Here is a 13,672-nt window from a genome sequence, read left to right as displayed (position 1 = left end):
GGTGCTGCCCGAACGGCTTGGGCATGAAGGACGCCCGGGCGCCGTTCTCGATCGCGACCTCCTTGATGACGTAGCGGAACGTCATCACGTTGTCGGCCATCGACAGCGCGTCGGCGAATCGCAGGTCGATCTCCTGCTGGCCGGGCGCGCCTTCGTGGTGGCTGAACTCCACCGAGATGCCCATGAATTCCAGCGACTCGATCGCGTGGCGGCGGAAGTTCGAGGCGGAGTCGTGCACCGCCTGGTCGAAGTAGCCGGCGTTGTCGACCGGGACGGGCACCGACCCGTCGTCCGGGCCCGGCTTGAGCAGGAAGAACTCGATCTCGGGGTGGACGTAGCAGGAGAATCCGAGGTCGTTGGCCTTCTGTAGCTGGCGGCGCAGCACGTGCCGCGGGTCGGCCCAGGACGGCGAGCCGTCCGGCATGGTGATGTCGCAGAACATCCGCGCCGAGTGGTGGTGGCCGCCGGAAGCCCACGGCAGCACCTGGAAGGTCGACGGGTCCGGATTGGCCACGGTGTCGGATTCGGAGACCCGCGAGAAGCCCTCGATCGAGGAGCCGTCGAAGCCGATCCCCTCCTCGAAGGCGCCTTCGAGTTCGGCCGGGGCGATGGCAACCGACTTGAGGAAACCGAGCACATCGGTGAACCACAGCCGAACAAAGCGGATATCCCGTTCCTCCAGGGTGCGGAGGACGAATTCCTTCTGGCGATCCATAACCGAAACAGTAGGCAACAGCTGTTAATTCTGTGTTACCGACGCGCGATCACAACAATTGCGAACATTGCAAACAGGCTGCTCAGTGCGGTCACGACTTGCAGCGGTAGGACGCGGGCGGCAACGTGCCCGCGACGAGATAACGCGTGACCGCTGCGTCCACACACTGATCGCCGTTGAACACCGCGGTGTGCTGCGTGCCGTCGTAGGTGATCAACGGGCCGCCCAACTGGCGCGCCAGGTTCACCCCGGCCTGATATGGGGTGGCCGGGTCGTGCGTGGTGGAGACCACGACGACCTTGCCCGACGCCGCGGGCGACGCGGCGTGCGGCGTCGATGTCGCCGGGACCGGCCACAGCGCGCACAGATCGCGAGGCGCGTTGCCGGTGAACGGCCCGTAGCTGAGGAAGGGGGCGGCCTGGCGGATGCGCTGATCGGCGGAAACCCAGCTCGCCGAATCCCGCGGGGTGGGCGCGTCGACGCACCGGATCGCGTTGAAGGCGTCCTGATCGTTGGTGTAGTGCCCGCTGCGGTCCCGGCCCTCGTAGTCGTCGGCGAGCAGCAACAGGTCGCCCGCGTCGGTGCCGCGCTGCAGCCCGAGCAGGCCGCTGGTCAGGTACTTCCAGTGCGCCGGGGTGTAAAGCGCGTTGATGGTGCCGGTGGTGGCGTCGGCGTAGCTCAGGCCGCGCGGGTCCGACGTGCGGCCTGGCTTGGCGACCAACGGGTCGACCAGCGCGTGGTAACGGTTGATGAATTGGGTGGGGTCGGTGCCCAACGGGCAGCCCGCCGAGCGGGCGCAGTCGGCGGCGTAGTCGTTGAAAGCGGTTTGGAATCCCGCCATCTGCTGAACGTTTTCGTCGACCGGTCCGACGGTCGGGTCGATCGCGCCGTCGAGCACCATCGTCCGGACGTGGGCACCGAACTTCTCCAGGTAGGCCGTGCCCAACTCGGTGCCGTAGCTGTAACCGAGGTAGCTGATCTGATCATCGCCGAGCGCCTGACGGACCATGTCCATGTCGCGCGCCACGGACGCGGTGCCGACGTTGGCCAGGAACCCGTTTCCCATCCGGGAAGCGCACTGCTGGGCCAACTGCTGATAGAGCTGTTCGATGTGGGCCACGCCGGCCTGGCTGTAGTCGACCAGCGGCTCGCGCCGGTAGGCGTCGAACTCGGCGTCCGAGCGGCAGCGCAGCGCCGGGGTCGAGTGGCCCACTCCCCGCGGGTCGAAGCCGACCAGGTCGAAGTGCTGCCTGATCGGCGTGCCCTCCAGATCCGGGGCCATTGCGGTCACCATGTCCACGGCGGACCCGCCGGGACCGCCCGGGTTGACCAGCAGCGCGCCGATCCGTTGGCCGGTCGCCGGCACCCGGATCACCGCCAGGTTCGCTTGGCCGGCTCCCGGGTTGTCGTAGTCGACCGGGACGGCGACGGTGGTGCATTGCGCGGTGGGGAGTTCGCTTGTATCCGTGGCGAATTGACCGCAACTCCCCCACGGCTGCGGCGTCGCGACCGCCGGCTTCGGGGCGGGGGTCTGCCCCGCACCGGGTTCCGGGGTGGCGCCGGCCACCGGCAGTCCCACCGCCGATTGCCCGACCAACAGCCCGAATGACAGCAGCGCCGAGCTCAATGATCTCAGGCGCGACATGGCAGTCATCGTGTCAGCCCCGGGTACCCGAAGTGGCGCGAAACGGTTACGCCTTGGTCTCGTCTGGCGGCCGTCCGAGCGTGCGGGCGCGTCAGACCTCCACGCGCACTAGCACTTCGCGCCGCTGGGCGGCGTGGCGCCGCCGACCAGATACGCCGTGACGTAGTTGTCGACGCAACCGTCGCCCTGGAACACCACCGTGTGCTGGGTTCCGTCGTAGGTCAGCAGCGAACTGCGCAGCTGGTTGGCCAGGTCGACGCCGGCCTTGTAAGGGGTCGCCGGATCATGGGTGGTCGACACCACCACGGTCGGCGCCAGGCCGGGCGCGGAGATGGTGTGCGGCTTGCTCGTCGGCGGCACCGGCCAGAACGCGCAGGTGCCCAGCGGGGCGTCACCGGTAAAAGTGCCGTAGCTCATGAACGGCGCGATCTCCCGCGAGCGACGGTCCTCGTCAATCACCTTGGCGCGGTCGGTGATTGGCGGCTGGTCGACGCAGTTGATCGCCACCCGCGCGTCGGTGGCGTTGGTGTAGTGACCGTGCGCGTCGCGACGCATGTACATGTCGGCAAGGGCGAGCAGGGTGTCGCCGCGGTGGTTGACCAGTTCGCCCAGTCCGTCGGTCAGGTGGTGCCACAACGTCGGCGAGTACAGCGCCATGATCGTGCCGACGATGGCGTCGCTATAGCTCAGTCCGCGCGGGTCGTTGGTGGGGACGGGCCTGCCGACCATCGGGTTGTTGGGGTCGACCAACGGGTCGACCAGGCTGTGGTAGACGTCGACGGCCTTGGCCGGGTCGGTCCCCAGCGGGCAGCTGGATTGCTTCGCGCAATCGGTGGCGAAGTCGTTGAACGCGTCCTGAAAACCCTTGGCCTGACGCAGGTCTGCTTCGATGGGGTCGGCGTTGGGGTCGACGGCGCCGTCGAGGATCATCGCCCGCACTTTGTCGGGGTAGGCCTCGGCGTAGGCGGAGCCGATCCGGGTGCCGTAGGAGTAGCCGAGGTAGGTCAGCTTGTCGTCGCCCAGCGCCGCGCGGATCGCGTCCAGGTCTCTGGCCACGTTGACCGTGCCGACGTTGGCCAGAAAGTTCTTGCCCATCTTGCCGACGCAGCGGCCGACGAAGTCCTTGGTTTCGTCCTCGATGTGGGCCACGCCGGCCGGGCTGTAGTCGACGTTCGGCTCCGTGCGCAGCCGGTCGTTGTCGGCGTCGGAATTGCACCAGATGGACGGCCGCGACGACCCCACTCCACGGGGGTCGAAGCCCACCAGATCGAACCGTTCGCGGACGCGTTTCGGCAGCGACTGAACGACACCCAGCGCGGCCTCCATACCTGACTCGCCGGGACCGCCGGGGTTGATCACCAGCGAGCCGATCTTGTCCCCGGTGGCGGGGAAGCGAATCATCGCCAGCGTCGCCACGTCACCGTCGAGGTGGTCGTAGTCGACGGGCACCGCCAGCTTGCCGCACAGCGCTCCGGCGGGAATCTTGACCTTCGGGTTCGCCGTCCGACAGGGTGTCCACTCCACCGCCTGTCCGAGCTTCGGCTCCGCCAGCAGGGCGCGGCCGCCGACGACGCGCACGCAGCCTGCGAGAAGGAGCGCCACGGCCGCGACCGTTGTCGAAACCAGCAGCGTGCGCGCAATCTTGTCGCGGCGAGACAGACCCATGCCAACATATGCTGCCAGAGGAAACCTGAGATCCTCATGAGCGGCACCACCGCCGGCTATCGGGTGGCCGCGAGCAACTCCTCCATCGCCACCGCGAACTCGTCGGCCATCTCCCACAAGTCCGGCAACAGATCGGGGCATGAGAGCAGCCCGACGTCCAACTTGCCCCGCAGCGACATCGCGGTGATGTTGAGTCCCGACCCGTGGAAGATCGGCCCCAGCGGATACATCGCCTTGACCTCGCAGCCCAGCATGTACAGCGGCACCTGCGGACCCGGCACATTGGACACCACCAGGTTGTGCACCGGCATGGTGTCGGTGAACCGCGTCCTGGCATAGAGCCGCATCGCGATACCGAAAACCGCCGGCGCGGCGAACTGTGTCCAATCCTGTAACAGCGACGCGCCGATGGCGGAACTGTGTTCCTTGGCAACCGAATTCGCATGGGCGATGACCTTCAGGCGCTCCACCGGATCCGCGATTTCGGTATGCAGGCTGGAGAACATCGCCGACACCTGGTTGCGGCCGGGCCGGTCGGATTTTCCGTGCACGGAAACCGGCACCGACGCCACCAACGGCGAGTCCGGCAAAGCGTTTCGGTCGGCCAGGTATTGGCGCAGCACAGCGGACACCAATGCCATCACCACGTCGTTGACTTTGACGCCGTCGAATCGATTCTTAACCGCTTTGATGTCGTCGAGATTCAATTCGGCGTACGCGATGTTTCGGCGGTCCGTGATCCGGGCGTTGAATGCGGTGGCCGGCGCGGCGAACGGTCGCGCCATCGCTTGGCCCTCGCGCGCCCGCCGCAGCGTGGCGACCACCGAGGAGACGGTGTCGGGCACCACATTGGCCAGCTGCAGCGGCCGGGCGGCGAATCGGACGAGCCCGCCCGCGGCGATGTGCCACCCACTGGCCCCGCCCACCCCGCGGGCCGGGTCCGGGGGCGGGGCGTCGGGCTCGGTGCCGCAAAGCTGTGACATCAGGTTGGCGCCGGTCACGCCGTCGACTCCGGCGTGATGCACCTTGGTCATCACCGCCAGCCTCCCGTCACGATGGCAATCGGTGCCCGCCACGCCCTCGACAACCCACATCTCCCACAGCGGCCGGCGCCGGTCCAACGGCGACTCCGCGATATGCCCGCAGATCTCGGCGAGCTCGGCGCGGCCACCCGGCGCGGGTAGCGCGATCCGGTGCAGATGACGGTCGAGCTCGAAGTTCTCGTCGTCCACCCAGACCGGATGATCGAGATTCAGCAGGTTGTCGGCCAGCTTCTCGCGGAACTCCGGGATCGCTTTGATGCGCAGTGACAACGCGTCGCGCAGCCGGTCGAAGGTGTAGCCGCCGGGCATCGTCGAGGTGTCCAACTCCATGATCGAGCACACGTGCATGGGCTGCGACGAGGTCTCCAGGTAGAGGAAGCTGGCGTCGAGTCCGCTGAGCCGCTGCATCCGAGCATGGTATGTCTCACATCACAGTGGCGGTGCAACCGCGCAGAAGAAATGGCAGAATGGCACCGTCAGACGAACCCGGGGACCTTATCCGGCCACGAGGATCGAACCGACCACCTATAGGGACAATGATGTCTGAGCAAAACGTTTACGGTGCAGGCACGTCCGAGCACGCGCAGCCGCTCACCAAAATTCGCACGCACCACCTGCAGAAGATGAAGGCCGAAGGGCACAAGTGGGCCATGCTCACGGCCTATGACTATTCGACCGCCCGCATTTTCGACGAGGCGGGCATTCCGGTCCTGCTGGTCGGCGACTCGGCCGCCAACGTCGTGTACGGCTACGACACCACGGTGCCCGTCTCGATCGACGAGATGATCCCGCTGGTGCGCGGGGTCGTGCGGGGCGCCCGCCACGCACTGGTCGTCGCGGACCTGCCGTTCGGCAGCTACGAGGCGGGGCCGGCCGCGGCCCTGACGTCGGCCACCCGATTCATGAAGGAGGGCGGCGCACACGCCGTCAAGCTTGAGGGTGGCGAGCGGGTCGCCGAGCAGATCGCCTGCCTGACCGCGGCCGGCATCCCCGTGATGGCGCACATCGGGTTCACGCCGCAGAGCGTGAACAGCTTGGGCGGCTTCCGTGTCCAGGGCCGCGGCGACGCCGCGGAACAGACCGTCGCCGACGCGATCGCCGTCGCCGAAGCCGGGGCCTTCTCCGTCGTCATGGAGATGGTGCCGGCCGACCTGGCCACCCAGATCACCGGCAAGCTGACCATCCCGACCATCGGCATCGGAGCCGGCCCGAACTGCGACGGCCAGGTCCTGGTGTGGCAGGACATGGCCGGCGTCAGCAGCGGCAAGGCCGCCCGCTTCGTCAAGCGGTTCGCCGACATCGGCGGGGAATTGCGCCGGGCCGCAACGCAATATGCGCAAGAAGTGGCCGAGGGAGCCTTCCCGGCCGACGAGCACTGCTTCTGACGGACGCCACCAGGGGTTTCCGCCCACCGCAACCCCCCGATCCTGTCAATTACCGAAAATCCTTGTGTGGCAGGCGGGTACGATTGCTCTTGGACAAATTCTCTACTCCGAGAGCAAGGGTGAACACATCGACCGGGGAATTTGCGGTGACTTCGTGCACCGTCGAACGGTGCTCAAGCTTCCGCTGCTACTGGCAGGAGGGGCTGCACTGACCCGAGCACCTCGCGCGGCCGCGGAACCCGCGCCTGGCACCTCGCCGCAGGCAAGCCGCTGGTCGCCCGAGCGCGCCAACCGGTGGTATCAGACGCAGCAATGGCCGGTTGGGGTGAACTACATCACCTCGAACGCCATCAACCAGCTGGAGATGTTTCAGGCCGATACGTTCGATCCCCGGCGGATCGACACCGAACTGGGCTGGGCCCGCGCCAGCGGGCTCAACGCCGTGCGCGTCTTCCTGCACGATCTGCTGTGGGAGCAGGGCCCTCGGGAGTTCCAAGTCCGCCTCGCCCAGTTCGTCGACATCGCGGCGCGCCACGACATCAAGCCGCTGTTCGTCTTGTTCGACTCCTGTTGGGATCCTCACCCCCAATCCGGTCCGCAGCGCGCGCCGACGCCCGGCGTGCACAATTCGGGCTGGGTGCAGAGCCCGGGCGCGCAACGCCTCGGGGAGCATACCTACATCCCGACGCTGCGCGACTACGTCACCGGGGTGCTGGCTCAGTTCCGCACCGACGAGCGCGTTTTGGGCTGGGATCTGTGGAACGAACCCGACAATCCGTCGAAGTACTACCGCTCGGTCGAGCGGCCCGACAAGCTGGATCTGGTCGCCGACCTGCTGCCGCAGGTGTTCGGCTGGGCCCGTTCGGTCGATCCATGCCAACCGCTGACGAGCGCCGTCTGGGACGGCGAGTGGGCGGACCCCGGCCGCCGCAGCGCGATCAGCGGCATTCAGCTGGACAACTCCGACGTGATCACCTTCCATTCCTATGACCCGCCCGCGAAGTTCGAGAGCCGGATCGCCGAGCTCACACCCATGGGGCGACCGATCCTGTGCACCGAATACATGGCCCGGCCCTTGGGCAGCACGGTCCAGGGTGTGCTGCCCATCGCGAAGCGCTACAACGTCGGCGCATTCAACTGGGGCCTGGTCGCCGGGAAAACGCAGACCTTCTTCCCCTGGGACTCATGGGAACACCCCAACCCAGCTATGCCGGCTGAATGGTTTCACGACCTGCTCGCGCCCGACGGGCGGCCGTTCCGCGATCCCGAGATTCAGACGATCCGCGAGGTGGGCGGCCTAGCGATGCATCTCCGCGAAGATCCCCCGCCGCCACCGCCGTAGCGCCGAGGCGGGCAACAACCCGCGGGCCATCGCCGCCATCCGCGTCACCGCGGTATGGCAGGCTATGAGAGCCCAGCACCACCGTCCACGACGTTCAAGGCCGCGGCGACGCGCCGCAACGGAGCCGAACATGCCTGCAAAAGCGCCGCAAGCTTCGCGCCATCGAGAGGTGGAGCGCAAGTTCGACGTTGGCGAATCCACCGTGTCACCTTCGTTCGAAGGCATCGCCGCCGTGGCGCACGTCGACAAGCCACCGACCCAGACATTGGACGCGACGTACTTCGACACCCCGGCACAAGACCTCGCCCGCAACAAGATCACCTTGCGCCGCCGTACGGGCGGCTCGGATGCCGGGTGGCATCTCAAGCTGCCGACCGGTCCCGAGGCCCGCACCGAGGTCCGGGTGCCGCTGGACGCGTCGGACACCGACACCGTGCCGGAGGAGTTGGTGGACGTCGTGCTGGCGATCGTTCGCGACAGCCCCCTCGTACCGGTCGCGCGGATCACCACGCAACGCGAAAGCCAGGTGTTGTACTCCGCCGACGGCGCGCCGCTGGCGGAATTCAGCAATGACCACGTCACCGCGTGGTCGGCCCGTACGTCCGAGGACGCCGACCTGGAGCCCACGCAGCAGGAGTGGCGCGAATGGGAGCTCGAACTTGCCGAGAAGAACGGGGCCCCGGACACCGAGCTGTTGAACCGCTTGGGTAATCGGCTGCTCGACGCCGGCGCCGCACCCGCCGGTCATGCCTCCAAGTTGGCACGCGTACTCGGCACCACGCCACAGCCTGACAGCGCGCAGCCCGCCGAGCACCCTTTGCAGCGCGCGGTGGCCGAGCAGATTCGCGAACTGTTGGTGTGGGATCGCGCCGTGCGGGCCGATGCCTTCGATTCCATCCACCAGATGCGTGTCACCACCCGCAAGCTGCGCAGCCTGCTGCGCGACTACCAGGAATCGTTCGGATTGCCCGACGACGGCTGGGTTCTCGACGAGCTGCGCGAGCTGGCCGGCATCCTCGGCATCGCGCGCGACGCCGAGGTCCTCGCGGAACGTTACGAGCGTCAATTGGACAGGCTGACACCGGATTTGGTGCGCGGGCCGGTGCACGAGCGGCTGGTCGGGGGCGCCCAGCGCCGTTACCAGACCGGGCTGCGCCGGTCCTTGATGGCCATGCGTTCGCAGCGCTATTTCCGCCTGCTCGACGCCCTCGACGCGATAGCGGTCCAACCGCCGGGCAGCGCCTCGGACGAGGAACACGCGCCGGTCACCATCGACGCCGCCTACAAGAAGGTCCGCAAGGCCGCCAAGGCCGCCGCCCAGGTTTACCGGGACCACCCGGACGACCAGCATCAGCGCGACGAGGCAGTGCACCGGATCCGCAAGCGGGCCAAGCGACTTCGCTACACCGCGGCGGCCACCGGCGAGGACAAGGTTTCCGAGCAGTCGAAGGCCGTCCAGTCGCTGCTCGGTGACCACCAGGACAGCGTGGTCAGCCGCGAACACCTGCGACACGAATCCGAAGCCGCGCACACCGCCGGCGAGGACACCTTCACCTACGGCCTGCTGTACCAGCAGGAGGCCGACTTGGCCGAGCGGTGCGAACAGCAGCTCGACGACGCGCTGCGCAAACTCGCCAAGGCGGTGCGCAAGGCCCGGCACTGAGCGGGGCGGACGAGTTGGCCTGTAAGCCGGATTCTGTTCTGCGCACCTCCGGCAGCCGGAGACGCACAGCGGCGACCATCCATCTGGGCACACCGTCGCCGGGTGCCTCGAGCGGCCTACCCGCAGGCTCGGGCGAGCAACCCTTGGACGCCTGCGCGGCCGCACCTTTCGGTGCGGCCTTCTTGGCCTTGCTTCGGGTGGGGTTTGCCTAGCCACCCCGGTCACCCGGGATGCTGGTGCGCTCTTACCGCACCGTTTCACCCTTACCACCGCGAGGGTGGCGGTCTGTTTTCTGTGGCACTGTCCCGCGAGTCACCTCGGATTGCCGTTAGCAATCACCCTGCTCTGTGAAGTCCGGACTTTCCTCGAACCGCCTTGCGACGGTCCGCGGCCGCCCGGCCAACTCGTCCGCGACGATTCACGGTACTACCTTCGTGATGCCGGGGCCAGCAACTATCGGCTCGGCTCTATCGTGGACCTCGCAGGCAGGAACACGGAAGGACGCGAATGTCCCGGTGGACGAAGCGCGTCGACTCCGGCGACTGGGACGCCATCGCCAGTGCGGTCGACGAGTACGGCGGGGCGCTGCTGCCGCGCCTGGTCACCACCAGCGAGGCGGCCCGGCTCCGCAGGCTCTACGGCGACGACGACCTGTTCCGCTCGACCATCGACATGGCGCCCAAGCGGTTCGGCGCCGGGCAGTACCGCTACTTCCACGCGCCCTATCCCGACCCGATCGAGGAGCTCAAACAGGCGCTGTACCCCCGCCTGTTGCCGATCGCCCGCGACTGGTGGGCAAGGCTGGGCCGCGATGCGCCCTGGCCGGACAGCCTCGACGATTGGCTGGCCACCTGCCACGCGGCGGGCCAGACCCGATCCACCGCGCTGATGCTCAGGTACGGCCCGGGCGACTGGAACGCCTTGCACCGAGACCTCTACGGCGACTTGGTTTTTCCGCTACAGGTGGTGATCAACCTGAGCGCACCCGACACCGATTACACCGGCGGCGAGTTCCTGCTCGTCGAACAGCGGCCGCGCGCGCAGTCCCGCGGCACCGCAACGCAATTGCCGCAGGGCCATGGATTCGTGTTCACCACGCGGGAGCGGCCGGTGCCCTCCAGCCGCGGCTGGTCCGCGGCACCGGTGCGGCACGGGGTTTCGGTGGTGCGCTCCGGTGAGCGTTACGCGATGGGGCTGATCTTTCACGACGCGGCCTGAAAGCTCGCCGCACACCGATTGTGCGACCGCTTAGCATTGACCATTGCCCAGCGGGGATGTTGGTGCCAGTCTGACCAGATGACAGAAACCGAAGGGTTCGTCGACCAGACCATGACTGGTCTCGCGGAGCCGCAGCCGATGTATAAGGCGCTGCGCGAAACGAGTCCGGTGTTCCGGTCGCCGCAGGCGGTGGTTCTCAGTCGCCTGGCCGACATCGAGATGGCGCTCAAACACACCGAGCTGTTCTCGTCGAACATGGACGCCGTCGACCTGGGCAACGTCCGGCCGCTGATCCCCCTGCAGATCGACCCGCCCGAACACGCGAAGTACCGCCGGGTCCTCGACCCGCTGTTCACCCCGCGGGAGATGGCCAGGCGCGAGCCGCGCGTCGCCGAATTAGTGAACGAGATGATCGACCGCTTCGCCGATCGGGGCGAGTGCGACTTTCACGCCGAGTTCGCGGTGCCCCTGCCGTGCACCGTCTTCCTGCAGGTGCTCGGGCTGCCGCTGGAGGACCTCGACAAGTTCCTGGAGTGGAAGGACGGCGTGATCCGCCCGGAGGGGGATTCCGGCTTCGACCGCCGCCACGACAGCTCCGCAGCAGTGGCACAACAGATCTACGACTACTTCGACCGTGCCATCGACGAGCACATCGCCAACCCCCGCGACGACGTGCTGTCGGCCATGATCGCCGCCGACATCGCCGGGCAGCCGCTGTCGCGCGAAGAACTCCTGGACATCTGCTTCCTGTTCCTGATCGCCGGGCTGGACACGGTGACCGACTCGCTCGACTGTTTCTTCGTGTACCTCGCGCGCCACCCCGACCACCGCCGTCAGCTGGTCGAGCAGCCCGACGTGTTGCCCGGGGCCGTCGAGGAGTTGCTGCGCTGGGAGACACCGGTGCCCGGCGTCGCTCGGGTCGCCATTCAAGACGTCGAGGTGGGCGGGTGTCCGATCAGCACGGGCGAACGGGTCAGCCCGCTACTGGGTGCCGCCAACACCGACCCCGCCGAGTTCGCCGACCCGGAGCTGGTGGACTTCACCCGCAACCCGAATCGGCACCGCGCCTTCGGCGGCGGCCCGCACCGCTGCCTCGGCTCGCACCTCGCCCGTATGGAGCTGCGGGTGGCGCTGCGCGAATTCCATCGGCGCATACCGGATTACGAGATCAAGCCCGGCACCCAGCTGACCTACACCGCCGCGCTGCGTTCGGTGGAGTCGCTGCCGCTGGTGTTCTCGGCACCATGACCCGGATAGTCGTCGACGCCGACCGTTGCACTGGGCACGGGCGCTGCTACACCCTGGCGCCCGACGTCTTCGACGCCGACGAGGTCGGCCACTCCGTCGTGCTCGTCGATGAGGTGTCCGGCGAGCTCGAGGCGCAGGCCGTCACTGCGGAGCAGAATTGCCCCGAAGGCGCCATCTTCCTAACCCGTTGAAGCAGAGCGTGACTCCGGTGGCTGCCGCGCCGTCGAACGAGCGGATGATCGCCGGGGTCGCCGCCGCGGCCGTCGCGCTCGGGGTGGCCCAGCTGGTGGGCATACCGTTCGGTGCGCGGGCCGACTCGCGGGCCGCGATCGGCGCGGCCGTCGTCGACCTGACACCGGGCCCGGTCAAAGAGTGGGCGATTCAGACCCTGGGCTCGCTGGACAAACTCTTCCTAACCGTGGCCGTACTGGTGGTGATCGCCGCAATCGCCGCCATTGCCGGGACGTTCGAGACCCTCCGCCGCCCAATCGGTAGCGCCGTTATCGCCGCGGCGGGCGCGCTCGGATGCGTCGCGGTGTTGACGCGGCCGGGCGCGACGGCGCTCGACACGATCCCGACCATCGCGGGCGCGGCCTGCGGCGTCGCCGCCCTGCGCCTGCTCACCCGTCGTTTTCGGCCGGTCCCCGAAGACACCGGCGACCACGACGAGCCCGATGCCGGCAGGCGCAGGTTGGTGGTGCTCGGCGTGCTCGGATTCGGAGTCGTGAGCGGCGTGGCGGGCGCGATCATCACGCGGTTGGTGCATTCGGTGGCCGCCGACCGCACCAGCTTCACGCTGCCCACACCGCGCACCCCGGCGCCCCCGATACCCGCCGATGTGCAGCCGAAAGGCATTGCGCTGCCCAGCTTCGTCACCCCCAGCGCCGACTTCTACCGGGTGGACACCGCGCTCACCGTTCCCCAACTCAGCCACTCCGACTGGCGGCTGCGCATTCACGGCATGGTGAACCGGGAAGCCACCTACACCTTCGCCGACCTCGCCGGTTTTGACGTCGTCGAAAAGGTGGCGACGCTTACCTGCGTGTCCAATCCCGTTGGCGGCAAGCTCGTTTCGACCGGGCTTTGGACGGGCTATCGAGTGGCCGATCTGTTGGCCGCGGCCGGTGTGCGTCCGGAGGCCGACATGGTGCTGTCGACGTCGATCGACGGCTTCACTGCCGGCACTCCGGTGGATGCGCTCACCGATGGCCGCGACGCGCTGCTGGCGGTCGCCCTCAACGGTGAGCCCCTGCCGATCGAGCACGGCTATCCGGCCCGGCTGGTGGTGCCCGGGCTCTACGGGTATGTGTCGGCCACCAAATGGCTGGTCGACATGGAGCTGACCCGCTTCGACAAGGCGGAGGCGTACTGGACGCGGCAGGGCTGGGCACCGCGCGCACCCGTCAAGACCGAGTCGCGGATCGACGTGCCGAAAAGCGGTCAGCGGGTGCCGGCGGGCCCCGTGGTTTTCGGTGGTGTCGCTTGGGCGCAGAATCGCGGCGTGCGGTCCGTGGAAGTCCGCATCGACGACGGCGCGTGGCAGGCCGCCGAACAGGGCGCCAGCTACTCCAACGAGACCTGGCGGCTGTGGAGCTTTCCCTGGCAGGCGAAGAGCCCTGGGCGGCACAGCATCACGGTGCGCGCCACCGACAACACCGGGGCCACCCAGACTGCGGATCGGGTCGCTACGGTCCCCGACGGCGCCACCGGCTGGCACACGGTGGACTTCACCGTGACGGGGACGTGAG

Annotated in this window: 11 protein-coding genes and 1 other RNA gene; 7 read left to right on the top strand and 5 right to left on the bottom strand. The window is 67.9% G+C overall.

Annotation, left to right across the window (positions count from 1 at the left end; genetic code table 11):
• The 4 genes from A5750_RS19175 to A5750_RS19160 all read right to left on the bottom strand — a co-directional run.
• A partial coding sequence (locus A5750_RS19175) for a glutamine synthetase family protein (RefSeq protein WP_197505467.1) occupies positions 1-715 on the bottom strand: 715 nt, incomplete at its 3' end.
• A gap of 91 nt (positions 716-806) precedes the next feature.
• Entirely contained in the window at positions 807-2,369 is a 1,563-nt protein-coding gene (locus A5750_RS19170; protein ID WP_156659404.1) for an alpha/beta hydrolase, read from the bottom strand.
• Between the two features lie 99 nt (positions 2,370-2,468).
• Positions 2,469-4,025 carry an alpha/beta hydrolase gene (locus A5750_RS19165; RefSeq protein ID WP_066951698.1) on the bottom strand — a complete coding sequence of 519 codons (1,557 nt, stop codon included), beginning with the start codon at positions 4,023-4,025 and terminating at the stop codon, positions 2,469-2,471.
• 56 nt (positions 4,026-4,081) lie between these two features.
• A complete protein-coding gene (locus tag A5750_RS19160) occupies positions 4,082-5,476 on the bottom strand; it encodes a wax ester/triacylglycerol synthase family O-acyltransferase (protein ID WP_067264955.1) in 1,395 nt (464 codons plus the stop codon).
• Between the two features lie 131 nt (positions 5,477-5,607).
• On the opposite strand from A5750_RS19160, the gene panB reads away from it, so the two are divergent.
• From panB to A5750_RS19145, 3 genes are all read left to right on the top strand, one after another.
• A complete protein-coding gene (gene panB / locus A5750_RS19155; protein ID WP_066951816.1) occupies positions 5,608-6,453 on the top strand; it encodes a 3-methyl-2-oxobutanoate hydroxymethyltransferase in 846 nt (281 codons plus the stop codon).
• Between the two features lie 154 nt (positions 6,454-6,607).
• Positions 6,608-7,795: a 1,4-beta-xylanase gene (locus A5750_RS19150; RefSeq protein WP_082948293.1), complete on the top strand. Its 1,188-nt coding sequence runs from the start codon at positions 6,608-6,610 to the stop codon at positions 7,793-7,795.
• A 130-nt stretch (positions 7,796-7,925) separates the two neighbouring features.
• The gene (locus tag A5750_RS19145; RefSeq protein WP_067264952.1) at positions 7,926-9,458 is read left to right on the top strand and encodes a CYTH and CHAD domain-containing protein; all 1,533 of its coding nucleotides are present in this window, start codon (positions 7,926-7,928) and stop codon (positions 9,456-9,458) included.
• A gap of 6 nt (positions 9,459-9,464) precedes the next feature.
• Here A5750_RS19145 and rnpB read toward each other — a convergent pair.
• An RNA gene (rnpB, locus tag A5750_RS19140) (RNase P RNA component class A) lies at positions 9,465-9,865 on the bottom strand.
• Positions 9,866-9,965: 100 nt separating this feature from the next.
• Between rnpB and A5750_RS19135 the strand changes: the two genes are divergently transcribed.
• The 4 genes from A5750_RS19135 (at position 9,966) to A5750_RS19120 (ending at position 13,671) form a co-directional block, all read left to right on the top strand.
• Positions 9,966-10,676 carry a 2OG-Fe(II) oxygenase gene (locus A5750_RS19135; protein WP_067264950.1) on the top strand — a complete coding sequence of 237 codons (711 nt, stop codon included), beginning with the start codon at positions 9,966-9,968 and terminating at the stop codon, positions 10,674-10,676.
• A gap of 78 nt (positions 10,677-10,754) precedes the next feature.
• Entirely contained in the window at positions 10,755-11,924 is a 1,170-nt protein-coding gene (locus tag A5750_RS19130; protein WP_067264948.1) for a cytochrome P450, read from the top strand.
• Positions 11,921-12,115, top strand: coding sequence for a ferredoxin (locus tag A5750_RS19125; RefSeq protein ID WP_067264947.1), 195 nt, complete (start codon positions 11,921-11,923; stop codon positions 12,113-12,115). Before A5750_RS19130 ends, A5750_RS19125 begins: the two co-directional genes overlap by 4 nt.
• Before the next feature lie 44 nt (positions 12,116-12,159).
• Positions 12,160-13,671 carry a molybdopterin-dependent oxidoreductase gene (locus A5750_RS19120; protein ID WP_067264965.1) on the top strand — a complete coding sequence of 504 codons (1,512 nt, stop codon included), beginning with the start codon at positions 12,160-12,162 and terminating at the stop codon, positions 13,669-13,671.
• The last annotated feature ends 1 nt before the right edge of the window (position 13,672 follow it).

It is taken from the genome of Mycobacterium sp. 852002-51613_SCH5001154, assembly GCF_001667425.1.
Lineage (GTDB): Bacteria > Actinomycetota > Actinomycetes > Mycobacteriales > Mycobacteriaceae > Mycobacterium.
This window is presented reverse-complemented; position numbering and strand designations above follow the sequence as displayed.

Excerpts from the sequence above, each read along its gene's own strand:
- A5750_RS19120 (WP_067264965.1), top strand. The coding sequence starts at position 12,160 with ATGATCGCCGGGGTCGCCGCCGCGGCCGTCGCGCTCGGGGTGGCCCAG.
- A5750_RS19170 (WP_156659404.1), bottom strand. The coding sequence starts at position 2,369 with ATGACTGCCATGTCGCGCCTGAGATCATTGAGCTCGGCGCTGCTGTCA.
- A5750_RS19125 (WP_067264947.1), top strand. The coding sequence starts at position 11,921 with ATGACCCGGATAGTCGTCGACGCCGACCGTTGCACTGGGCACGGGCGC.
- A5750_RS19135 (WP_067264950.1), top strand. The coding sequence starts at position 9,966 with ATGTCCCGGTGGACGAAGCGCGTCGACTCCGGCGACTGGGACGCCATC.
- A5750_RS19130 (WP_067264948.1), top strand. The coding sequence starts at position 10,755 with ATGACAGAAACCGAAGGGTTCGTCGACCAGACCATGACTGGTCTCGCG.
- A5750_RS19160 (WP_067264955.1), bottom strand. The coding sequence starts at position 5,476 with ATGCAGCGGCTCAGCGGACTCGACGCCAGCTTCCTCTACCTGGAGACC.
- A5750_RS19165 (WP_066951698.1), bottom strand. The coding sequence starts at position 4,025 with ATGGGTCTGTCTCGCCGCGACAAGATTGCGCGCACGCTGCTGGTTTCG.
- panB (WP_066951816.1), top strand. The coding sequence starts at position 5,608 with ATGTCTGAGCAAAACGTTTACGGTGCAGGCACGTCCGAGCACGCGCAG.
- A5750_RS19145 (WP_067264952.1), top strand. The coding sequence starts at position 7,926 with ATGCCTGCAAAAGCGCCGCAAGCTTCGCGCCATCGAGAGGTGGAGCGC.